This window comes from Streptomyces sp. NPDC037401, assembly GCF_055602345.1.
Genome location: NZ_JBVJWO010000025.1, coordinates 60,755 through 82,894, shown reverse-complemented (window position 1 = coordinate 82,894; position 22,140 = coordinate 60,755). Strand labels below are relative to the sequence as shown.

Here is a 22,140-nt window from a genome sequence, read left to right as displayed (position 1 = left end):
CGCCGCCGGCCCGGCGGCGCGCCCGGCTCCCTTGATCGGGAAGAGCGAGTACGTAATACCCTGGATGGAGATCCGGTGCGGGCCCCGGCGACCGGTCCGGACCGCCGCCAGATGCTCGCCGGCCAGCGTCGCGCACACGCCCGGCGCCAGTGGTTCTCCCGCCCCGGCGATCTGCCGGCCCGTGGGGGAGAGCACCCACGCGCGCAGATCGAGGTCGGTGGTGAGCAGATCCAGCACCACATCCGGTCCGCCGCCGGCGGGACCCGAGGTCATCAGCCTGCGGTGGCGGTCCACGACGGCCGCGAGGTCCCCCGCGCGCTCCCCGGACACCTGCCGGACGACGTACTCCGTGATCGTGGCGAATGCAACGTCCTCGTTCACCGCGAAGAGCGGCAGCCGGTTGCGCCGACAGGCTGAAACCAGATCGTCGGGGATGTCGCCCAGCTCCGCTTCGCCGGCCGCGAGCCCCGCGACGCCCGCGCTCGCAAGGATTCGTACGAATGGCTCGGAGTCGGCTGAATTCTTTCGCCAGGCGAGCCCGGTAAGCACCAATTCGCCGCCCGAGAGGTACCTGCTCGGGTCCCGGAGGTCGGTCGTCATGACGCCGCGAACCGTACGGTCGAGCTCGTCCTCGCCGCCCAGGAGCCGCAGGCCCAGCGCCTCGGTTTCCAGCAGTGCGCGCAGCCTCATGGGGTCGCCGCCGATCTGTCTCGATGTTGCCGTTGAAAATCGGAGAGGCTGCTCAGCCTCGCCTTTTATACGAATCTACAAGACGAGGGAGGCGCCCAGCCAACTCCTTCATGGTTTCGGTGACTGCACCCGGGGGACGCGCGGCTTGTGTACTGACTCCACACCGCGTTAACAGCACGTGAACGACCAGTCGAGGGACTTGGGCCCTCCTGGCTTGAAGTGAACGACCCGATTAAGAAGAAGAGAGCCACACATGGACTTCCTTCGCCCCGCCAGCTGGGAGGAGGCGCTCGCCGCTAAGGCTGAGCACCCCACAGCTGTGCCGATTGCGGGTGGCACCGATGTGATGGTCGAGATCAACTTCGACCACCGCCGTCCGGAGTACCTCCTGGACCTCAACCGCATCGAGCTGCTGCGGGAGTGGGAGGTCGGTGAGGAGAACGTCCGCCTGGGCGCCTCCGTCCCGTACACCCAGATCATGGAGAACCTCCGTGAGGAGCTGCCGGGTCTCGCGCTCGCCTCGCACACGGTCGCGTCCCCGCAGATCCGCAACCGCGGCGGTGTCGGCGGCAACCTCGGTTGCGCCTCGCCGGCCGGCGACTCCCACCCGGCGCTCCTGGCGGCCGGAGCCGAGGTCGAGGTGGAGTCGGTGCGCGGCACCCGCTTCATCCCGATCGACGAGTTCTACACGGGCGTCAAGCGCAACGCGCTGGCCCCCGACGAGCTCATCAAGACCATCCACGTGAAGAAGGCGGACGGTCCCCAGCAGTACTCCAAGGTCGGCACCCGCAACGCCATGGTCATCGCGGTCTGCGCCTTCGGTCTGGCGCTGCACCCCGAGACCCGCACGGTCCGCACCGGCATCGGCTCGGCCGCCCCGACCCCCATCCGGGCGAAGGCCGCCGAGGAGTTCCTGAACGCCGCGCTCGAAGAGGGCGGCTTCTGGGAGTCCGGCAAGATCATCACCCCCTCGATCGCGAAGCAGTTCGGCGACCTCGCCTCCGGCGCCTGCAACCCGATCGACGACGTCCGCGGCACGGCGAAGTACCGCCGTCACGCGGTCGGCATCATGGCCCGCCGCCAGCTCGTCTGGACCTGGGAGCAGTACCGCGGCAACGGCCGCCCGCTTGAAGGAGCTGCGTAAGCATGCGCGTCAATTTCACGGTCAACGGCCGTCCGCAGGAAGCCGACGACGTCTGGGAGGGCGAGTCCCTCCTCTACGTCCTCCGCGAGCGTCTGGGCCTGCCCGGTTCGAAGAACGCCTGTGAGCAGGGCGAGTGCGGTTCCTGCACCGTCCGCCTCGACGGCGTGCCGGTCTGTTCCTGTCTCGTCGCCGCCGGCCAGGTCGAGGGCCGCGACGTCGTGACGGTCGAGGGCCTGGCGGACTTCGCCAAGCAGCGCGAGGCGCACGGCCACGGCGGTGCCTGCGGCACCGGCGGCTGCGGCAGCAAGGGCGTCTCCACCGACGAGGCCCAGCGGTGGTCGGCCAAGCCCGGCGACTCGCAGACGGGCGAGGGCGTGGAGCTCTCCACCATCCAGCAGGCGTTCATCGACGCCGGCGCCGTCCAGTGCGGTTTCTGCACCCCGGGTCTGCTGGTCCAGGCCGACGCTCTCCTCGAGAGCAACGCCGACCCGTCCGACCAGGACATCCGTGAGGCCCTGTCCGGCAACCTCTGCCGCTGCACGGGCTACGAGAAGATCCTCGACGCGGTCCGCCTCGCGGCCGCCCGTCAGGGAGAGGCGGTCTGACCATGGCTCAGAACACCCGCACCACTCCGGCCGGAACGCCCACCAACGTCACCCAGAAGCACAACCGGGGCGGCATCGGCGAGTCCACGCTCCGCCCGGACGGCACGCTCAAGGTGACCGGCGAGTTCGCGTACTCCTCGGACATGTGGCACGAGGACATGCTGTGGGGCCAGACCCTGCGCAGCACCGTGGCGCACGCCGAGATCGCGTCCATCGACATCTCCGAGGCGCTCGCCATGCCCGGCGTGTACTCGGTGCTGACGTACGACGACCTGCCGGCCGAGATGAAGAACTACGGCCTGGAGATCCAGGACACGCCGGTCCTCGCCAACGGCCGGGTACGCCACCACGGCGAGCCGGTCGCCCTCGTGGCCGCCGACCACCCGGAGACCGCCCGCCGCGCGGCCGCCAAGATCAAGATCGACTACCGTGAGCTGCCGCTCGTCACGGACGAGGCCTCCGCCCTCGCCGCCGACGCGCCGCTGATCCACGAGGGCCGCGACGACCACCACTCCGGTCACGTCCCGCACCCGAACATCGTGCACCGCCAGCCGATCATCCGCGGCAACGTGGAAGAGGCCCGCAAGCGCGCCGACGTCATCGTCGAGGGCGAGTACACCTTCGGCATGCAGGACCAGGCCTTCCTCGGCCCGGAGTCCGGCCTGGCCGTGCCGTCCGAGGACGGTGGTGTCGACCTCTACGTCGCCACCCAGTGGCTGCACTCGGACCTCAAGCAGATCGCCCCCGTCCTCGGCCTGCCCGAGGAGAAGGTGCGCATGACGCTCTCCGGCGTCGGCGGTGCCTTCGGCGGCCGCGAGGACATCTCGATGCAGATCCACGCCTGCCTGCTGGCCCTGGCCACCAACAAGCCGGTCAAGATCGTCTACAACCGGTTCGAGTCCTTCTTCGGCCACGTGCACCGCCACCCGGCGAAGCTCTACTACGAGCACGGCGCCACCAAGGACGGCAAGATCACGCACATGAAGTGCAAGATCGTCCTGGACGGCGGCGCCTACGCGTCGGCCTCCCCGGCGGTCGTGGGCAACGCCTCCTCCCTCTCCGTCGGCCCGTACGTCATCGACGACGTCGACATCGAGGCGATCGCGCTCTACACGAACAACCCGCCCTGTGGCGCGATGCGCGGCTTCGGCGCCGTCCAGGCCTGCTTCGCGTACGAGGCCCAGATGGACAAGCTCGCGGCGAAGCTGGGCATGGACCCGGTGGAGTTCCGCCAGCTGAACGCCATGGAGATGGGCACGATCATGCCCACCGGCCAGGTCGTGGACTCCCCGGCGCCCGTCGCCGAGCTGCTGCGCCGGGTCAAGGCCCGCCCGCTGCCGCCGGAGCGCCAGTGGGAGTCGGCCGGCGAGGGCGCGGACGTCCGCGCACTGCCCGGCGGACTCTCCAACACCACGCACGGCGAGGGCGTCGTCCGCGGCGTCGGCTACGCGGTCGGCATCAAGAACGTCGGCTTCTCCGAGGGATTCGACGACTACTCCACCGCCCGCGTGCGCCTGGAGGTCATCAACGGCGAGGCCGTCGCGATGGTCCACACGGCCATGGCCGAGGTCGGCCAGGGCGGTGTCACCGTGCACGCCCAGATCGCCCGCACGGAGCTGGGCGTCACGCAGGTGACGATCCACCCGGCCGACACCCAGGTCGGCTCCGCCGGATCCACGTCCGCCTCCCGGCAGACGTACATGACCGGCGGCGCGGTGAAGAACACCTGCGAGGCCGTCCGGGAGAAGGTCCTGGAGATCGGGCGCCGCAAGAACGGCTCCTACCACCCCGCGTGGGCGACCGCCGAGCTGCTCCTGGAGAACGGCAAGGTCGTCACCGACGGCGGCGAGGTCCTCGCGGACCTGGTCGACGTCCTCGACGGCGAGGAGGCGATCGACCTCGAGCTGGAGTTCCGCCACCGTCCCACGCAGGCGTTCGACCTGGTCACCGGCCAGGGCGACGGTCACGTCCAGTACACGTTCGCCGCGCACCGCGCGGTGGTCGAGGTGGACACCGAGCTCGGCTTGGTCAAGGTCGTCGAGCTCGCCACCGCCCAGGACGTCGGCAAGGCGCTGAACATGCTCTCCGTGGTCGGCCAGATCCAGGGTGGTACCACCCAGGGCCTCGGCGTGGCGGTCATGGAGGAGATCATCGTGGACCCGAAGACCGCGAAGGTGCGCAACCCCTCCTTCACGGACTACCTGATCCCGACCATCCTCGACACCCCGACCATCCCGGTCGACGTCCTGGAGCTCGCCGACCCGAACGCGCCGTACGGTCTGCGCGGTCTCGGCGAGGCCCCGACCCTCTCGTCCACCCCGGCCGTCCTCGCGGCGATCCGGCAGGCGACCGGTCTGGAGCTCAACAAGACGCCGATCCGTCCCGAGGCCCTCACCGGCACCCTCTAGGGACTACAGGCTCTCCGGGCGGTGTGACGCGGGAACGTCACACTTCACCGTCACACCGCCCGGAGTACGAGGCAGCCGCACCGCTCGCGGTCCGCTTCGACCCCCGCGCAGTACCCGTAGTACCCGTAGTACCCGTGGTACCCGTAGTGAACAGCAGGACCAGTAGGACCAGCAGTACCGCAGTTCCCATGAACAGCTTCGTCTCGGGCCGTCACCCCGGGTCGTGCAGCCAACGTTTCATCCCAAATCCCGCGATCTCCAATCCCCATGCGGGTGCCCCTTTGAACCTTGGGAGTTAGGCACCATGACCCAGTCGTCAGTGGAGCCCAAGACCACCGCGGAAGATGCGGGCTCCGGCTCGCTGAACCCCGCCGGGCGGTCCTGGCTCGACCGGTACTTTCACATAACCCACAGAGGATCCAACGTCGGCAACGAGGTTCGTGGCGGTATCACGACCTTCATGGCCATGGCGTACATCCTTCTTCTCAACCCCCTGATCCTCTCGGGTAAGGACGTCGCCGGCGACACCCTGAGCCAGAAGGCTCTCATCACGGCCACCGCCTTCGCCGCGGCCGTGACCACCCTCCTCATGGGCTTCATCGGCAAGGTGCCGCTCGCCCTCGCCGCCGGACTCTCCGTGTCCGGCGTGCTCGCCTCGCAGGTCGCCCCCGAGATGACCTGGCCGCAGGCCATGGGCATGTGCGTGATGTACGGCGCCGTGATCTGTCTCCTGGTCGTCACCGGCCTCCGCGAGATGATCATGAACGCCATCCCGCTCGCCCTCAAGCACGCGATCACCATGGGCATCGGCATGTTCGTCGCCCTGATCGGCCTCGTGAAGGCCGGATTCGTGCACGCTTCGCAGGGTGGCGGTCCCGTCACCCTCGGTCCCGCCGGCGAGCTCGCCGGCTGGCCCGTCCTGATCTTCTGCGTGACCCTGCTCGGCATCTTCATGCTGCAGGCGCGCAAGGTTCCCGGCGCGATCCTGATCGGCATCGTCGGCGGAACCATCCTGGCCGTGGTCCTCAACGCCGTCGCGGACATCGACGCGAAGGCCTGGCGCAGCGGCGCCCCGGAGCTCTCCGGCTCCGCGGTCTCGATGCCGGACTTCTCGCTCTTCGGCGACGTCGAGTTCGGCGGCTGGGGCGAGGTCGGCGCCATGACGGTCGGCATGATCGTCTTCACCCTGGTGCTCGCCGGCTTCTTCGACGCGATGGCCACCATCATCGGCGTCGGCACCGAGGCCAAGCTCGCCGACGACAAGGGCCGCATGCCCGGCCTGTCGAAGGCCCTGTTCATCGACGGCGCCGGCGGTGCCATCGGCGGTGTCGCGGGCGGCTCCGGCCAGACCGTGTTCGTCGAGTCCGCCACCGGTGTCGGCGAGGGCGCCCGTACCGGCCTGGCCTCCGTGGTCACCGGCCTGTTCTTCGCCGCCTGCATCTTCTTCACCCCGATCACGCAGATCGTCCCGGGTGAGGTCGCCTCCGCGGCCCTGGTCGTCATCGGCGCGATGATGATGCAGAACGCCCGCCACGTGGACTGGGCGGACAGCTCGGTCGCGATCCCGGTCTTCCTGACCGTCGTGATCATGCCGTTCACCTACCAGATCACCGCCGGTGTGGCCGCGGGCGTCATCTCGTACGTCGCCATCAAGGTCGCCCAGGGCAAGGCCCGCGAAATCGGTGCCTTCATGTGGGGACTCACCGCGATCTTCGTGGTGTTCTACGCCCTGCACCCGATCGAGGGCTGGCTCGACATCAACTGAGCCGAGGCGCCGTCCGGGCCCGCCGACAGGGCCCGGACCGCGCCCTCACCCGTCACGCATCCGATACTGGAAACGATCCTCCGAGGAGGCCGACATGCTGGACATCGCCGAAGAGCTGAACCGGTGGGTCGAGCAGGGACGTGATTTCGCCGTCGCCACCGTCGTGGCGGTGGGCGGCAGCGCACCCCGGCAGCCCGGAGCCGCCCTCGCCGTCGACGGCGGGGGCACGGCCATCGGATCGGTCTCCGGCGGATGCGTGGAGGGCGCCGTCTACGAGCTCTGCCGGCAGGCCCTCGAAGACGGCCGGAGCGTCCTGGAGCGCTTCGGCTACAGCGACGACGACGCCTTCGCCGTCGGCCTGACCTGCGGCGGCATCATCGACATCCTGGTCACCCCCGTCCTCGCCGGAACCCCGGAGCGCGCCGTCTTCGAAGCCGCCCTGGCCGCCGCGGCCCAGGGCGAGCCCGCCGCCGTCGCCCGCGTCGCCGCCGGCCCGGCCGAGCTGACCGGCCGCGCCGTCCTGGTCCGCTCCGAGGGCGCGTACGAAGGCACCTTCGGCGGGCACCCCGAGCTGGACCGCACCGTCGCCGAAGAAGCCCGCGCGATGCTCGACGCCGGCCGGACCGGGCTCCTGGAGATCGGGGCCGAAGGGCGCCTGTGCGGCGAGCCGCTGAAGATCCTCGTCGAGTCCAGCGTCCCCGCCCCCCGCATGATCGTCTTCGGTGCCATCGACTTCGCGTCCGCGCTCGTGCGCATCGGCAAGTTCCTCGGCTACCGCGTCACCCTCTGCGACGCGCGGCCCGTCTTCGCCACGGAGCAGCGCTTCCCCGAGGCCGACGAGATCGTCGTGGACTGGCCGCACCGCTACCTCGCCGAGACGCAGGTCGACGCCCGTACCGTGCTCTGCGTCCTGACCCACGACGCCAAGTTCGACGTACCGCTCCTCGAACTGGCCCTGAAGCTTCCCGTCGCCTACGTCGGCGCGATGGGCTCCCGCCGCACCCACGACGAGCGCAACAAGCGGCTGCGCGAGGTCGGCGTCACCGAGCTCGAACTCGCCCGCCTGCGCTCCCCGATCGGCCTGGACCTCGGCGCCCGCTCCCCGGAGGAGACCGCGCTGTCCATCGCCGCCGAGATCGTCGCCAACCGCCGCGGCGGCAGCGGACGCTCCCTCACCGGCGCCCACACCCCGATCCACCACGACAGCTCCGAGACGGTCGTCACCCGGATCGGTGTCGTCGCCTGAAGAGCACGGCCCGCAGCCGCCGCAGGGACGGCAGGGACCCCGGAGGGGTAAGCGCGCGGCAGAGCGCAACCCGCACGGGTTGCGCTCTTGCGCCGCCCGGGTAACGCGACTTGACCCGCCCGCGGCGCCTGCACCAGCGTCGGCTGCCGTGCACCACCGACACCTCGCCCGGGCCCTGCTGCCCGCCGCCGCCCTCGCCGTCGTCCTGCTCTCCGGCACGGCCTCCCTGCCCGCAGCGCCCGCGGTGCACCGGGAGGGCATCCCCCGGGGCGTGCCCCTGTACGTCCCGCCCGCCAACCCCGCCGCCCACCTCCAGGCCCGGCAGCTGAGGGCCGCGGGCCGCGGGCGCGAGGCGCAGGCGATCACCGCCATGGCCACCACGCCTCACGCCGTGTGGCTCGGGGACCAGACCCCCGCGCAGGCCGAGGCGGAGGTCCGGGCGGTCACCAGGGACGCCGTGCGCACCCGCCGCCTGCCGGTCCTGGTGCTGTACAACGTGCCGGGCCGCGACTGCTCCCAGTACTCCGCCGGCGGGGCCGCCGGCACCGCCGCCTATCGCAGCTGGATCGACGCGGTCGCCCGCGGGATCGACGACCACCGGGCCCTGGTCGTGCTCGAGCCGGACTCGCTGGCCCTGCTGCCCCGCGAGTGCCCGGCGGGCTCCGGCCCGGAGTCCGCCCCGGCCGACCTGGCGGGCGGGCGGACCGCCGCCCGCTACACCGAGATCGGATACGCCGTACGCGCTCTCGAAGCCCGCCCGGCCACCGACGTGTACCTCGACGCGGGCCATGCCGCCTGGCACAGCGTCAACGCCATCGTGCCCCGCCTGCGCCAGGCGGGCGTCGACGGCGCGGCCGGTTTCGCGGTCAACGTCTCCAACTACAACACCGAGGCCGCCGGCGTCTGGTTCGCCTACCTCGTCTCCGTCTGCCTCGCCCACGCCGAAACCGGCGGCGACAGCGCCGAGTGCCCCGACCAGTGGCGCCCCCGCGCCGAGGCCCGGGCCTGGATCGGCACCCGCAAGCGGGCACTGGATCCGGCCAGGATGAAGCACTTCGTCACCGACACCAGCCGCAACGGCCGCGGGCAGTGGAAGGCACCGGAGGGCAAGTACACCGATCCGCAGGACTGGTGCAATCCGCCCGGCCGCGGACTCGGCGCCCGCCCCACCACCGCCACCGGATACGTGCTCCACGACGCCAGACTGTGGATCAAGACCCCGGGGGAGTCGGACGGTTACTGCCTGCGCGGCACCGCCGGACCGCAGGACCCCGAGCGCGCACTCGTCTCCCCGAAGGCCGGCGACTGGTTCCCCGAGCAGGCCCTCGAGCTGGTACGACTGGCAAATCCAGCCATTATGAGGTGACCCGTCACCAATGAGGGTTTAGGGTCCGGATCATGGTGGACATCCGCGATGTGCCCGAGGAAGAGATCGACCGCGCCTTGGAACTGGCCTACCTGGTCTTCCACGACCGGCCGGAGGAAGAGGAGCGCGAACACCACCGCCGGCTGCTCGCGGGATGCGAGCGGATCGGCGCCTACGACGGCGCCGCGCTGGTCGGGTTCATGGCGGCGCACGACTTCCGCATGTCGGTGCCGGGCGCCGATCTCCCGTGCCCCTCCCTCACGTTCGTGTCCGTCGCCCCCACCCACCGGCGCCGCGGCGTCCTCACGGCCCTCATGGCCGAACTGCTGGACCGGGCGGCCCGCGCCGGCCGGCCTGTCGCCGCGCTGTGGGCCTCCGAGAGCGCCATCTACGGGCGCTTCGGCTGGGGCGCGGCCACCCAGGGCACGTCCGTCGAGATCGACTCCACCCGGCCGCTCGCCCTGCGGATCCGCCCCGACGACCGCCCGCTGCGGCTGGTCGACCCGCAGGACGCCCCGGCGCTGATCGGCCCGTACTTCGAGCGCACCCGCGCGGTGCGGGCCGGCCGGGCCGCCCGCGACGAGGAGCGCTGGCGCGGCGAGTGGCTGCGGGAGAAGGACGAGGAGGACGACGAGCTCGGCCCGCCGCGGATCATCGCCCTCGGCGAACCGCTCGCCGGATACGCCGTCTACCGCTCCAAGGCCGAGGAGCACGGCACCGCCCCGGGCCGAAGCCAGGGCGTGGTGCAGGTGTACGAACTGGAAGCCGACACCCCCGAGGCCGCCGCGGCCCTGTGGAGCTGCCTCGTGGGGCTCGACCTGACCGGGGTGGTCAAGGGCTGGGGCCGGCCCGCCGACGACCCGCTGCTGCTGTTCGCCGCGGACCGCGACCAGGTCAGGATCACCGAGCAGTTCCCGGCCCTCTGGGTGCGGCTGGTGGACGTGCGGGCCGCGCTGACCGCCCGGAGCTGGGCCGCGCCCGTCGAGCTCGTCCTCGAGGTGACCGACGACCGGATGCCCGCGAACACCGGCCGCTTCCGGCTGAAGGCGGGCCCCGGAGGGGCCGCGTACGAGCCCGCCCGGGCCCCGGCCGACCTCGCCTTCGACGTCCGCGACCTCGCGGCCTGCTACCTGGGCGGGACCCGGGCCGCCGACCTCGTGCGCGCAGGGCTGGTGGCGCAGTACACGCCGGGGGCGGCGGAGCTGCTCGACGCGGCGCTGCGCACCGGTCAACTGCCGCACACCCTCGACGAGTTCTGACCAGACGTCGGGTCGGCGGCCGGTTCGGCGCTCGGCGGCCGGGCCGGGGCAGCCGGGGGCGGGCGGCCGGGCCGGGGCAGCCGGTCAGGGGGCCGGGGAGATCCGGGCGGCCGCCATGCCGAAGCCGGGCGCCCCGAACGCCGGGCCGACGGGCGTTCCGGTACCGCCGGCCCGGAGTCCGGTGGGGGTCTGCGCCAGGTCCTCCTGCCGGTAGCGGCGCGTGTGCAGGTGCCAGTGGAGGATGCCGGCCATCCAGTCCTCCAGCTCCTTCACGTAGGCGTCGAGCGCCTCGCGGCCGGCCCGGTCCAGTCCGAAGTCGTCGTAGAGCACCGGGAGCTGGTTGTCCCGGATGTGCTCGAACTCCTCGGTGCGCCGGGTCATCAGGTCGGAGACGATCGCGAAGGCCTGCGGGTAGTCGATGTCGAAGAAGTTCTGGGTGACGAGCACGTGGTTGTGCACCTCGCCCTCGTACTCGATCTCCTTCTGGTACGAGAAGAGGTCGTTCATGATGCAGGCGACGTCCGTGGCCGAGGACTCCAGCGAGCGGACGACCCCGGTGCGGTGGATCTCCGGCGGCACGCCCCGCCCCGCGTGGCCCAGGCGGGCCAGGTACATGGTCATGTGGCTGCCGAAGGTGTAGCGCCGCATCTCCGCGTAGTCGACGGGGTCGGGGATGCGGTTGACGGTGCTGTTGTCGACCTCCCAGACCCAGCTCTTCAGCATGCCGGTGACGGTGAGGCGGAACTCCTCGCGGGCCTCGGCGGCCATGTTCGCGACGGTCCGGGCCCACAGGTCCTTCAGGCCCCGCTCCATCGCGGTGAGCGGCTCGGGGGCCGCCGCGGGGTCCACCGGGATCATGGAGATCAGCCGGTCGGTGGTGTGGCGGGCCGCGTCGGGCGATTTCGTGGCGGCGAAGACCTTCGGGTAGTAGTCGTCGGCGTACGTGCCCCAGGCGAGCCACTGCGCGCTCTGGCACAGCGCCTCGGGCGTGGCGTCGGGGTCGATGCCGGCCGAGCAGAGCGCGAAGTCGAAGCCCACCAGCTTGCGTTCGGTCCAGATCGCGGAGCCGGGGTCGCCCGGCTGCGGGTCCAGCAGCCCCGTCCGGCGGCACCAGTCGACCACGTCGCGGCGGGCCAGGTCGAGGTGCGGGCTGAGGCCGAGGGCGAAGGGCATGTAGAACTCGGGCAGCAGCGAGGGTCCGACCCGGCGGAACGGCACGTGGGTGAAGCTGCGGCGGCGCATGTCCACGGAGCGCGGGGTGAACATCGAGCGGACGTCGAGCGCGGTGGTGCCGACGCCGGCCGGCATGAAGGGGAGGGAGAGCGGGGCGGTGGCCCGCGCCTGCTCGTTCATGTACCGGCTGGAGACCATGTGCCATTCGTGGCCGCCGGACTGCCAGTCCTGGAGCCCCTTGGTGTACGCGAGTACGCCGGCCAGCTCGGCCGGGGTCAGGGCGTGCTCGGCGGCGAGCGCGGGAACCTCGGCGAGGGCGGTGTACTCGAACTGCTGGAGCCGCGAGGTCAGCAGGTCGTTGGAGAGCTCCGCGGCCTCCTGGGTGGTGCAGCCGAGGAAGGTCTCCAGCACCAGGACGGCGTTGGAGAGCTCGCCCTCGTCCGCGACCTCGCGCTGGTAGGAGAAGATGTCGTTGCGGATGTGGACGGCGTCGGAGAACGCGTCGCGCAGCACGCCCAGGGGCCGCGAGCGGGCGATCCGGGCCGGGACCTCCGCGGCCACGTACTCGACCAGCCCGGCCGACCAGGGTGCGCCGCCCACCTTGCGGCGCATCTCGATGTACTCCAGCGGGTTGGCCACCCGGCCGATGTTGATGTTGTGCAGCTCCCACATGGACTCGTCGAGGAGGTTCTTCGTGCTCTCGGAGAACCGTTCCCTCCAGTCCAGGCTCATCGACGGAACGGTACGCGCCCACAGGTCGGCGAGCCCGGCCTCGACCGGGTTGGCGGCCTCCGGGAAGCCGTCCGCGAGGTCCATGGGCATGAACGCCGCGAGTCCGTCGAGGTACTCCTTCGCCCCCGCGCGGTCCTGGGAGCGTTTGTAGACCTCCAGGAAGTGGTCGTCGAAGAAGAACACCCACACGTACCAGTCGGTCACCAGCGAGAGCGCCCCGCTGTCGCAGTCGGGGTGGGTGTACGAGCACAGCAGGGCGTAGTCGTGCGAGTCGAGGTCCGACTCCGTCCACACGCCGGAACCTTCCAGCATCCCGAGGTCGCGGGCCCAGCGCTTGCTGTGGGTCCTCGCCTCCTCCAGATGGGGGTTCAGTCGGGCGGGATACGGCACGTAGAAGTCCGGCAGTTGGAACGGCTGCGTCACGGAGGCTCGGCCTTTCGTCCGAAGGTGCGGGGCACCACGCCGCGGCCCCCCGGCACGAGATCAGCACGGCCCTACCCCTGCGGCCCTTGCGCCATGGGGGAGTTCACCGCATCAGGTGACGCCGTGGGGAATACGTGTGCGAGGCGGCGGGGTTGCGGGTCACATTGCACCGTCACACGTCGCACTGTTCAGGGAAGGTTCACGCATGAGGATCCTCACGGTCGGCGCCGGAGCCGCCGGCGGCTACTTCGGAGCGCGGCTCGCCCGGGCCGGCCAGGACGTCACCTTCCTCGTGCGCCCGCGGCGCGCAGCCGCCCTGCGGGAGCGCGGCCTTCGCGTGACGGGCCTGGGGCAGGACTTCGCACTCGACCCGCAGCTGACCACCGCCGACACCCTGGACGGGCCGTACGACCTGGTGCTGCTCTCCGTGAAGTCCACCGCGCTCGAACGCGCCGTCGCCGACCTGGCGCCCGCCGTCGGCCCGCGGACCGCCATCGTCCCGCTGCTCAACGGCATGGCCCACCTCGACCTGCTCGCCGAGCGGTTCGGGGCCGGCGCGGTGCTCGGAGGGGTGGCCAAGGTGGTCACCACCCTCGACGCGTCGGGCGACATCGTCCGGATGGCCCCGCCGGCCGCGGTGCTCACCGGCGAGACCGACGGCCGGACCTCGGAGCGCGTCGAAGCGGTGCGCGCCGTGCTCGCCGGCGCCGGCATCGACTCGCCCGGTGTGCCGGACATAGTCGCCGCCATGTGGCACAAGTGGACGTTCATCAGCACGCTCGCCGCCGTGACCTGCCTGGGCCGCGGCGCGGTGGGCGAGGTGACCGCCGTACCCGGCGGGACCGCGCTGGCCCGCGCGGTCGTCGCGGAGACCGCCGCGGTCGCCGCCGCGGCAGGCTACGGCGTCCCCGAGGCCGAACTCGCCTTCACCGAGGCGACGGTGACCACTGCCGGCTCCCCGCTGACGCCCTCCCTGTACCGGGACCTGCTCGCCGGGTACCCGACCGAGGTCGAGCACGTGTTCGGCGACCTGGTCGCCCGCGCCCGCGCCCTCGGCGTGCCCACACCGCTCCTGGACCTGGCCACCCTCCAGTTGCGGGTCCACCAGCGGGCAGTGGCCGGGGAGTAGCGGGACGGGCGCGGCGGGGGAGCGGCGGAGCCGCAGGTCAGCACGGTGCGCCCAGTGCCCGGTCCGGGTGGGCGGCGCGCCGCGCCTCGATGGACCGGTCCCATTCGTCGCCGGTCAGTGCGGTGAGGGAGACCGGGAACGGCCCGTCCTCCTCCTTCGCGATGTGGTGGTGCAGTTCGTCCACCGCCCGCCGCAGCCGCGCCGCGTCCGCCGGGTCGGACAGGTCCGCCCGCTCCAGGAACGCGGCCGGCTCGCGGTGCTCGCGCACGAGGTCGCCGATGTGGTCCGCGTACTCCGGGTCCCGGACCATGACGCGGAACAGGCCCTGCTCCTCGCCCTCCCAGTGGGCGAGGAGCTCCCGGGACATCCGCCCGACCAGGGACCGGCGGCCGCCGGATCCCCCCCGGTCGAGCGCCCGTACCGCGTCGCCGGCGGCGTTGGTGACGGCCTCGTGCTCGGCGATGAACTCCTTGATCAGGGGATCTGACGGCACCCGCAGTAGTGGCACATGGTGCCATTCTGTCGGGATTGCCGCTTTTTACTCCTCTTCGCCTTCCAGGTTGCCCTCGGTGTCGAGGAAGACCTCGCGCAGCGCGGCGAGCACCTCCGGGTCCGGCTTCTCCCACATGCCGCGGGACTCGGCCTCCAGGAGCCGCTCCGCGATGCCGTGCAGGGCCCAGGGGTTGGCCTCCTGGAGGAACGCACGGTTCTCCGGGTCCAGGACGTAGGTCTGCGTCAGCTTGTCGTACATCCAGTCGGCCACCACGCCCGTCGTGGCGTCGTAGCCGAACAAGTAGTCGACGGTCGCGGCGAGTTCGAACGCGCCCTTGTAGCCGTGGCGGCGCATCGCCTCGATCCACTTCGGGTTGACCACGCGGGCCCGGAAGACCCGCGAGGTCTCCTCCACCAGCGTGCGCGTACGGACCGTCTCCGGCCGCGTCGAGTCGCCGATGTAGGCCTCCGGAGCCGTGCCCCGCAGCGCCCGCACCGTGGCGACCATGCCGCCGTGGTACTGGAAGTAGTCGTCCGAGTCCGCGATGTCGTGCTCACGCGTGTCGGTGTTCTTCGCCGCGACCGTGATGCGCTTGTACGCCGTCTCCATCTCGGCGCGCGCGGGGCGGCCGTTCAGCTCGCGGCCGTACGCGTAACCGCCCCAGACCGTGTAGACCTCCGCGAGGTCGGCGTCGGTGCGCCAGTCGCGGCTGTCGATCAGCTGGAGGATGCCGGCGCCGTACGTGCCCGGACGGGAGCCGAAGATGCGCGTGGTGGCGCGCCGCTCGTCGCCGTGCTCGGCCAGGTCCGCCTGGGCGTGCGCCCGGACGTAGTTGACCTCGGCGGGCTCGTCCAGCGAGGCGGCGAGCCGTACCGCGTCGTCCAGCAGGCCGATGACGTGCGGGAACGCATCGCGGAAGAAACCGGAGATGCGCAGGGTCACGTCGATGCGCGGTCGGCCCAGCTCCTCGTACGGGATCGGTTCCAGGCCGGTGACCCGGCGCGAGGCCTCGTCCCACACCGGGCGGATGCCCAGCAGGGCCAGCGCCTCGGCCACGTCGTCGCCGGCGGTGCGCATCGCGCTGGTGCCCCACAGCGACAGGCCCACGGACGCGGGCCAGGTGCCGTTGTCGGTGCGGTAGCGCTCCACGAGCGAGTCGGCCAGGGCCTGCCCGGTCTCCCACGCGAGGCGGGAGGGCACGGCCTTGGGGTCGACGGAGTAGAAGTTGCGGCCCGTCGGCAGCACGTTCACCAGGCCGCGCAGCGGCGAGCCGGAGGGGCCGGCGGGCACGAAGCCGCCGTTCAGGGCGTGCACCGCGTGGTCGATCTCGTCGGTCGTGGCCGCCAGCCGCGGGACGACCTCGCGGGCCGCGAAGGCCAGGACGTCGGCCACCTGCGCCGAGTACCCCTCGGCGACGGAGGCCACGGCGGCCGCGTCCCAGCCGGCCGCCTCCATGGCCTCGACCAGGCTGCGGGCGGTCGCCTCCGCCTCGTCCGCGCTCGTGCGGGTGGCCGCAGACTCGTCCAGGCCGAGCGCCTCGCGCAGGCCCGGGAGGGCCGTGGTGCCGCCCCAGATCTGGCGGGCGCGCAGGATGGCGAGGACCAGGTTGACCCGCTCGGGGCCGGTCGGAGCGCCGCCGAGCACGTGCAGGCCGTCGCGGATCTGGGCGTCCTTGACCTCGCACAGCCAGCCGTCGACGTGCAGCAGGAAGTCGTCGAAGCCGTCGTCGTCCGGGCGCTCCGCGAGGCCGAGGTCGTGGTCGAGCTTCGCGGCCTGGATCAGGGTCCAGATCTGGGCGCGGATCGCCGGCAGCTTCGCCGGGTCCATGGACGAGATCTGCGCGTACTCGTCGAGGTGCTGCTCCAGGCGTGCAATGTCACCGTACGAGTCGGCACGTGCCATGGGCGGTACGAGGTGGTCGACGAGCGTGGCGTGCACCCGGCGCTTGGCCTGGGTGCCCTCGCCCGGGTCGTTCACCAGGAACGGGTACACCAGCGGCAGGTCGCCGAGCGCGGCGTCGGGCGCGCAGGCCGCCGACAGGCCGGCGTTCTTGCCCGGCAGCCATTCCAGGTTGCCGTGCTTGCCGAGGTGGATCATCGCGTCGGCGCCGAAGCCGCCGTCCTGGGCGGACGCCTGGATCCAGCGGTACGCGGCCAGGTAGTGGTGCGACGGCGGCAGGTCCGGGTCGTGGTAGATCGCGATCGGGTTCTCGCCGAAGCCGCGCGGCGGCTGGATGAGGATCAGGAGGTTCCCGCGGCGCAGCGCCGCGAGCACGATGTCACCCTCCGGATTGCGCGAACGGTCCAGGAACATCTCGCCCGGCGCCGGGCCCCAGTGCTCCTCGACCGACTCGCGCAGCTCGGCGGGCAGCTCGGCGTACCAGCGGCGGTAGTCCGCGGCCGGGATCCGGACCGGGTTGCGGGCGAGCTGCTCCTCGGTGAGCCAGTCCTGGTCGTGGCCGCCAGCCTCGATCAGGGCGCGGATCAGCTCGTCGCCGTCGCCCGAGACCAGGCCGGGGATCTCCTCCTCCGGCCCGAAGTCGTAGCCCTCGGCGCGCAGCCGGCGCAGCAGCGCCACGGCGCTCGCCGGGGTGTCGAGGCCGACGGCGTTGCCGATCCGGGAGTGCTTGGTCGGGTACGCGGACAGGACCAGCGCGATCCGCTTCCGCTCGTTGGGCGTGTGCCGCAGCCGGGCGTGCCGGATCGCGATGCCGGCGACCCGGGCGGCCCGCTCGGGGTCGGCCACGTACGCCGGGAGGCCGTCCTCGTCGATCTCCTTGAAGGAGAACGGCACGGTGATCAGCCGGCCGTCGAACTCCGGCACGGCGACCTGGCTGGCGGCGTCGAGCGGGGACAGCCCCTCGTCGTTCTCCTCCCAGGTGCTGCGCGAGCCGGTCAGGCACAGCGCCTGGAGGATCGGCACGTCGAGCGCGGCGAGCGCGCCCGCGTCCCAGGACTCGTCGTCCCCGCCGGCCGAGGCGTCCGCCGGGCGGGTGCCGCCCGCGGCCAGGACCGTGGTCACGATGGCGTCGACACCGGCCAGTTCGGCGAGCAGCTCGGGCTCGGGGGTGCGCAGCGAGGACACGTACAGCGGGGCGGGGGTGCCGCCGCCCTCCACGATCGCGTCGCACAGGGCGTGCACGAAGGCCGTGTTCCCGCTCATCTGGTGCGCGCGGTAGAAGAGCACGGCGATCCGCGGGCCGTACGGGCGCACGGGCGTGCGCTCCAGGTGGCCCCAGGTGGGCGCCGGCGCCGGGGCCTCGAAGCCGTGGCCGGTCAGCAGCACGGTGTCGGAGAGGAAGCGGGCGAGCTGGTCCAGGTTCGCCGGGCCGCCGTGAGCGAGGTAGGCGTGCGCCTCGGCCGCGATGCCGATCGGGACCGTGGAGGCCTCCATCAGCTGCGCATCGGGGGCCTGTTCGCCGGTGAGGACCACCACCGGCCGGTCCTGGCCGGGGGCGAGCAGCAGGTCGAGGCCCTCCTGCCAGGCGCGCAGGCCGCCGAGCAGGCGTACGACGACCAAGTCGACGCCGTCGAGCAGCGCGGGCAGGTCGTCGACGGGGAGCCGGGACGGGTTCGCGAAGCGGTAGGGGACCGGGCCGTCGGCGGCGCGGGCGCTCAGCAGATCGGTGTCGGACGTCGACAGCAGCAGGATCATGCGGCGGCAGGCCTTCCTCGGGGTTTCCGCGCCCCGGGCAGTGAAGACGGCGGGAGTTCCTGGCTCACCCGGCTGCCGTGCGGACGGCTGCCGGGCTCACAGTGGCGGGACCGCGCCGGAGTCTCACCGGGCTTCCTCCCATGTCGCCGTCTTCGGCGATGACGGGCCAGTCGGCCCGCCGGGGAGCCATCCTATGCGCCGATGCGCCGGTGCGGGAGTGGGGGTTGTCCCAGGTGGGGCGGGATCGGTGCGCAGGGGGCCCGCGGGTCGCGGGGGGTGGTGACGGCCACAGGCCGGGCGCCCGGATTCGTGGGTATGCTCGCCGCCATGCCCCCGCCCCCCTCCGCCGCATCCCGGGACGAACCCGTCATACGGGACCGTGGCGATGCCTGCCCCGGCGCGCTGCGACTGCACGCGGCGGACGACGGGTTCCTCGCCCGCGTCCGGATTCCGGGCGGAGTGCTGACCGCGCACCAGGCCTCGCTGCTGGCGCTGGCCGCCGACCGGTTCGGCGACGGGCACCTGGAACTGACGTCACGGGGCAATGTGCAATTGCGCGGTCTCGGCGACGGCTGCGGAAGCGCACTGGCCGGGCTGCTCACCACCGCCGGACTGCTGCCGGCGCCGAGCCACGAGCGGGTCCGCAACATCGTGATGACCCCGCTGTCGGGCGACGGCTTCCTGCACCGTCCCGACGTGCTGCCCTGGGTGCGCGAGCTGGACCGGCTGCTGTGCGCGAGCCCCCGGGCCGCCGCGCTCTCCGGGCGCTTCCTCTTCGCCGTCGACGACGGCCGCGGCGACGTCGCCGCGCTGGCCCCTGACGTCACGCTCCTCGGCCGGCCGCAGGGGCGGGCACTGGTCCGGCTCGGCGCGGCCGCCGGCGCCGTCGCCGTACCCTGGGCCGACGCCGCCCGGGCGGCCCTCGCCGCCGCCGAGTACTTCCTCGACACCGCCGACACCGCCGGTACGGGAGCCTGGCGCGTACGCGAACTGCCCGCCGAACACCCCCTGGAGGACGGGGAGTTCGCAAGCCGGCTGGCCGCCGCCGGGATCGGGGCCGAACCGGTCGCCGAGGTGGCCTGGCCGTACTGGCCGCCGCCGGCCCCGTGGGGCGTCGGCCCCGGCCTGCGCGGACCGCTGTGCGTGCTGCCGCCGCTCGGCAGGCTGACCTCGGCCCAGCTGCGGGTGCTCGTCCAGGTCGCCGACCGCGGCTCGCGCGAGCTGCGCATCACCCCGTGGCGCACCGTCGTCCTGCCGGACGCGCCGCTGCGCCGGCCCGTCAACGGTCCGGCCCGGCTGGAAGCCGCCGGACTCGTGGTGGCACCCGGCAGTCCGTGGGAGGGCGTCACCGCCTGCACCGGGCGGCCGGGTTGCGCCAAGTCCCTTGCCGACGTGCGCGAGGACGCGCGCGCCGTCGTCCACGAGGCCGCCGGCCCGCTGCCCGTGCACTGGTCCGGATGCGAGCGCCGCTGCGGCCACCCGCGCGCCGCCGCCTGGGTCGACCTGGTCGCCACCGGCGGCGGCTACGACGTCGGCGGGCCCGGACAGCCGGTGCGGCGGGGCGTCCCCGAGTCCGCCCTCGCCGCCGCCCTCGCCGCCGCGCGCACCCCCTCCGCGGGACCGGCAGCACCCGCAGGATCCGCCGCCGGCGCAGAACCGGGAGCAACCGCAAGAAGCGCAGCTTCCGGAACTCCGAACACTCCGAGAACTCCGAAAACGCTGAACGCCGAAACGCCGACAACGCCGAAACCGCAGAAGACTCCGAAGACGCAGTGAAGAGATGAGCGAGTACACAGTGTTCGAGTACGAGAAGGACGGCGCCGCGATCTACCGCCAGTCCTTTGCCACGATCCGCGCCGAGGCGGACCTCGCCGGGCTGCCCGCCTCGGTCGCCCAGGTCGCGGTGCGCATGATTCACGCCTGCGGGATGACCGACCTGACCCGGGACCTCGGGTACACCGCCGACGTGGTGCTGCGCGCCCGCGCCGCCCTGCACGCCGGTGCGCCGGTCCTGTGCGACGTGCAGATGGTCGCGAGCGGAGTCACCCGCAAGCGGCTGCCCGCGGACAACGACGTGCTGTGCACCCTCTCTGACCCGGCCGTCCCGGAGCTCGCCGCGAAGATGGGCACGACGCGCAGCGCCGCCGCCCTCGAACTGTGGCGCGACCGGGGCCTGTTGGAAGGCGCCGTGGTCGCCGTGGGCAACGCTCCGACCGCGCTGTTCCGGCTGCTGGAGATGATCGAGGAGGGCGCGCCGCGCCCGGCCGCGGTGATCGGCGTGCCCGTCGGCTTCATCGGTGCGGCCGAGTCCAAGGACGCGCTGGCCGCGCACCACTCCGCGCTCGACCACCTGATCGTGCGGGGCCGGCGGGGCGGCAGCGCCATCGCCGCCGCCGCGGTCAACGCGATCGCCAGCGAGGAAGAGTGATGGACCGTCACGAACCCCGCGGTGCCGCCGGCCGGGCGACCGCACCCGGACGGCTCTACGGCGTCGGACTCGGCCCCGGCGACCCCTCGCTGATGACCCTGCGCGCGGTGGAGGTCATCGCCGAAGCCGACGTCGTCGCCTACCACAGCGCCCGGCACGGGCGGTCCATCGCCCGTTCCATCGCGGCGAAGCACCTGCGTGTGGACCACGTCGAGGAGCCGCTGGTCTACCCGGTCACCACCGAGACCACCGACCACCCCGGCGGCTACCAGGGCGCGATGGACGAGTTCTACGCGTCCGCCGCGGCCCGCCTCGCGGCCCACCTGGACGCCGGGCGCACGGTCGCCGTCCTCGCCGAGGGCGACCCGCTCTTCTACGGCTCGTACATGCACATGCACAAGCGGCTCGCGGACCGCTACGAGACCGAGGTCATCCCCGGCGTCACCTCGGTCAGCGCGGCCGCCGCGCGGCTCCAGACCCCGCTGGTGGAGGGCGAGGAGGTGCTGACGATCCTGCCCGGCACCCTGCCGGAGGAGGAGCTCACCGCCCGCCTCGCCGCCACCGACTCGGCGGTCGTGATGAAGCTCGGCCGCACCTTCCCGTCGGTGCGCCGGGCGTTGGAGGACTCCGGCCGGCTGGCGGAGGCGCGGTACGTCGAGCGCGCCACGATGGCCGGGGAGCGCACCGGGCTGCTCGCCGACACCGACCCGGACTCGGTGCCGTACTTCTCCGTGGCCGTGGTCCCGAGCCGGATCGGCAACCCGGGTTCGGTGCCGCGCCCCGGTGCGGGCGCGGACGGGGCGGACGGCGCGGGCACCATGGGCGACGTGGTGGTCGTCGGCACCGGCCCGGCGGGCCCGCTGTGGCTCACCCCGGAGACCCGGCGGGCGCTGGCCGACGCCGAGGTGCTGGTCGGCTACACGACGTACCTCGACCGGGTGCCGGTGCGGCCGGGGCAGGTCCGGCACGGTTCCGACAACAAGGTCGAGTCGGAGCGCGCGGAGTTCGCGCTCGACCTGGCCCGGCGCGGGCGCCGGGTGGCCGTCGTCTCCGGCGGCGACCCGGGCGTGTTCGCGATGGCCACGGCCGTGCTCGAGGTCGCGGCCCAGGACGCGTACCGCGACGTGCCGGTGCGGGTGCTGCCCGGGGTGACCGCCGCCAACGCGGCGGCGGCCGCGGCGGGCGCGCCGCTGGGCCACGACTACGCCGTGGTCTCGCTGTCGGACCGCCTCAAGCCGTGGGAGGTCATCGCGGAGCGCCTGGCCGCGGCGGCCGCCGCGGACCTGGTCCTCGCGCTGTACAACCCCGGTTCGCGGAGCCGGACGTGGCAGGTGGGCAAGGCGCGGGACCTGCTGCTGGAGCACCGGTCGCCGGACACGCCGGTGGTGATGGCGCGCGACGTCGGCGGCCCGGAGCAGTCCGTACGGACCGTCCGCCTCGCGGACCTCGACCCGGCGCAGGTCGACATGCGCACGATCCTGCTGATCGGCTCCTCGCAGACCCGCCTGTCGCGGCGCGAGGGCGCCCCCGACGTCGTCTGGACGCCGCGGACGTACCCGGAACGCTGAGACCCGCCCGTACGGTCCGCACCGCCCGGTCCCGCTCGCTGCGGGTCCGGGCGGCCG

The 22,140-nt window shown here is 72.7% G+C and carries 15 protein-coding genes and 1 riboswitch; of the genes, 11 read left to right on the top strand and 4 right to left on the bottom strand.

What is annotated here, in order from left to right:
- Positions 1 to 690: PucR family transcriptional regulator ligand-binding domain-containing protein (locus tag ACZ7H1_RS25210; RefSeq protein WP_470789891.1), on the bottom strand; the 690-nt coding region annotated here is incomplete at its 3' end.
- 253 nt (positions 691 to 943) lie between these two features.
- On the opposite strand from ACZ7H1_RS25210, the gene ACZ7H1_RS25205 reads away from it, so the two are divergent.
- From ACZ7H1_RS25205 to ACZ7H1_RS25175, 7 genes are all read left to right on the top strand, one after another.
- Positions 944 to 1,834 (top strand): FAD binding domain-containing protein, encoded by an 891-nt coding sequence (locus tag ACZ7H1_RS25205; protein ID WP_470789889.1) that lies wholly within the window; start codon positions 944 to 946, stop codon positions 1,832 to 1,834.
- 2 nt (positions 1,835 to 1,836) lie between these two features.
- Entirely contained in the window at positions 1,837 to 2,439 is a 603-nt protein-coding gene (locus ACZ7H1_RS25200; protein ID WP_470789887.1) for a (2Fe-2S)-binding protein, read from the top strand.
- 2 nt (positions 2,440 to 2,441) lie between these two features.
- Complete coding sequence (gene pucD, locus ACZ7H1_RS25195) at positions 2,442 to 4,847, top strand: xanthine dehydrogenase subunit D (protein WP_470789885.1); 2,406 nt, start codon at positions 2,442 to 2,444, stop codon at positions 4,845 to 4,847.
- Positions 4,848 to 5,151: 304 nt separating this feature from the next.
- A complete protein-coding gene (locus ACZ7H1_RS25190) occupies positions 5,152 to 6,612 on the top strand; it encodes an NCS2 family permease (protein ID WP_470789883.1) in 1,461 nt (486 codons plus the stop codon).
- Between the two features lie 94 nt (positions 6,613 to 6,706).
- Entirely contained in the window at positions 6,707 to 7,858 is a 1,152-nt protein-coding gene (locus tag ACZ7H1_RS25185; RefSeq protein ID WP_470789881.1) for an XdhC family protein, read from the top strand.
- A 148-nt stretch (positions 7,859 to 8,006) separates the two neighbouring features.
- Positions 8,007 to 9,224: a glycoside hydrolase family 6 protein gene (locus ACZ7H1_RS25180; protein WP_470789880.1), complete on the top strand. Its 1,218-nt coding sequence runs from the start codon at positions 8,007 to 8,009 to the stop codon at positions 9,222 to 9,224.
- 32 nt (positions 9,225 to 9,256) lie between these two features.
- Entirely contained in the window at positions 9,257 to 10,483 is a 1,227-nt protein-coding gene (locus ACZ7H1_RS25175; protein WP_470789879.1) for a GNAT family N-acetyltransferase, read from the top strand.
- An 84-nt stretch (positions 10,484 to 10,567) separates the two neighbouring features.
- Here ACZ7H1_RS25175 and ACZ7H1_RS25170 read toward each other — a convergent pair whose 3' ends face one another.
- The gene (locus ACZ7H1_RS25170) at positions 10,568 to 12,811 is read right to left on the bottom strand and encodes a terpene synthase family protein (RefSeq protein ID WP_470789878.1); all 2,244 of its coding nucleotides are present in this window, start codon (positions 12,809 to 12,811) and stop codon (positions 10,568 to 10,570) included.
- A 205-nt stretch (positions 12,812 to 13,016) separates the two neighbouring features.
- Here ACZ7H1_RS25170 and ACZ7H1_RS25165 point away from each other — a divergent pair, with 205 nt between their 5' ends.
- The gene (locus tag ACZ7H1_RS25165) at positions 13,017 to 13,940 is read left to right on the top strand and encodes a 2-dehydropantoate 2-reductase (protein ID WP_470789876.1); all 924 of its coding nucleotides are present in this window, start codon (positions 13,017 to 13,019) and stop codon (positions 13,938 to 13,940) included.
- A gap of 37 nt (positions 13,941 to 13,977) precedes the next feature.
- Here ACZ7H1_RS25165 and ACZ7H1_RS25160 read toward each other — a convergent pair whose 3' ends face one another.
- On the bottom strand, positions 13,978 to 14,433 hold the full coding sequence (locus tag ACZ7H1_RS25160; protein WP_470789875.1) for a hemerythrin domain-containing protein: 456 nt from the start codon (positions 14,431 to 14,433) through the stop codon (positions 13,978 to 13,980).
- A gap of 45 nt (positions 14,434 to 14,478) precedes the next feature.
- Positions 14,479 to 18,087 carry a cobaltochelatase subunit CobN gene (cobN, locus tag ACZ7H1_RS25155; RefSeq protein ID WP_470789873.1) on the bottom strand — a complete coding sequence of 1,203 codons (3,609 nt, stop codon included), beginning with the start codon at positions 18,085 to 18,087 and terminating at the stop codon, positions 14,479 to 14,481.
- A gap of 53 nt (positions 18,088 to 18,140) precedes the next feature.
- A riboswitch (cobalamin riboswitch) is annotated at positions 18,141 to 18,246 on the bottom strand.
- 156 nt (positions 18,247 to 18,402) lie between these two features.
- Between cobN and cobG the strand changes: the two genes are divergently transcribed.
- The 3 genes from cobG to ACZ7H1_RS25140 are packed head-to-tail and all read left to right on the top strand — an operon-like array spanning position 18,403 to position 22,083.
- Positions 18,403 to 19,863 (top strand): precorrin-3B synthase, encoded by a 1,461-nt coding sequence (gene cobG / locus ACZ7H1_RS25150; protein WP_470789871.1) that lies wholly within the window; start codon positions 18,403 to 18,405, stop codon positions 19,861 to 19,863.
- A 4-nt stretch (positions 19,864 to 19,867) separates the two neighbouring features.
- Complete coding sequence (locus ACZ7H1_RS25145; RefSeq protein ID WP_470789870.1) at positions 19,868 to 20,515, top strand: precorrin-8X methylmutase; 648 nt, start codon at positions 19,868 to 19,870, stop codon at positions 20,513 to 20,515.
- Positions 20,515 to 22,083: a precorrin-2 C(20)-methyltransferase gene (locus ACZ7H1_RS25140; RefSeq protein ID WP_470789868.1), complete on the top strand. Its 1,569-nt coding sequence runs from the start codon at positions 20,515 to 20,517 to the stop codon at positions 22,081 to 22,083. Before ACZ7H1_RS25145 ends, ACZ7H1_RS25140 begins: the two co-directional genes overlap by 1 nt.
- Positions 22,084 to 22,140 lie beyond the last annotated feature (57 nt).

Excerpts from the sequence above, each read along its gene's own strand:
- ACZ7H1_RS25205 (WP_470789889.1), top strand. The coding sequence starts at position 944 with ATGGACTTCCTTCGCCCCGCCAGCTGGGAGGAGGCGCTCGCCGCTAAG.
- ACZ7H1_RS25200 (WP_470789887.1), top strand. The coding sequence starts at position 1,837 with ATGCGCGTCAATTTCACGGTCAACGGCCGTCCGCAGGAAGCCGACGAC.
- pucD (WP_470789885.1), top strand. The coding sequence starts at position 2,442 with ATGGCTCAGAACACCCGCACCACTCCGGCCGGAACGCCCACCAACGTC.
- ACZ7H1_RS25190 (WP_470789883.1), top strand. The coding sequence starts at position 5,152 with ATGACCCAGTCGTCAGTGGAGCCCAAGACCACCGCGGAAGATGCGGGC.
- ACZ7H1_RS25185 (WP_470789881.1), top strand. The coding sequence starts at position 6,707 with ATGCTGGACATCGCCGAAGAGCTGAACCGGTGGGTCGAGCAGGGACGT.
- ACZ7H1_RS25175 (WP_470789879.1), top strand. The coding sequence starts at position 9,257 with ATGGTGGACATCCGCGATGTGCCCGAGGAAGAGATCGACCGCGCCTTG.
- ACZ7H1_RS25165 (WP_470789876.1), top strand. The coding sequence starts at position 13,017 with ATGAGGATCCTCACGGTCGGCGCCGGAGCCGCCGGCGGCTACTTCGGA.
- cobN (WP_470789873.1), bottom strand. The coding sequence starts at position 18,087 with ATGATCCTGCTGCTGTCGACGTCCGACACCGATCTGCTGAGCGCCCGC.
- cobG (WP_470789871.1), top strand. The coding sequence starts at position 18,403 with ATGCTCGCCGCCATGCCCCCGCCCCCCTCCGCCGCATCCCGGGACGAA.
- ACZ7H1_RS25145 (WP_470789870.1), top strand. The coding sequence starts at position 19,868 with ATGAGCGAGTACACAGTGTTCGAGTACGAGAAGGACGGCGCCGCGATC.
- ACZ7H1_RS25140 (WP_470789868.1), top strand. The coding sequence starts at position 20,515 with ATGGACCGTCACGAACCCCGCGGTGCCGCCGGCCGGGCGACCGCACCC.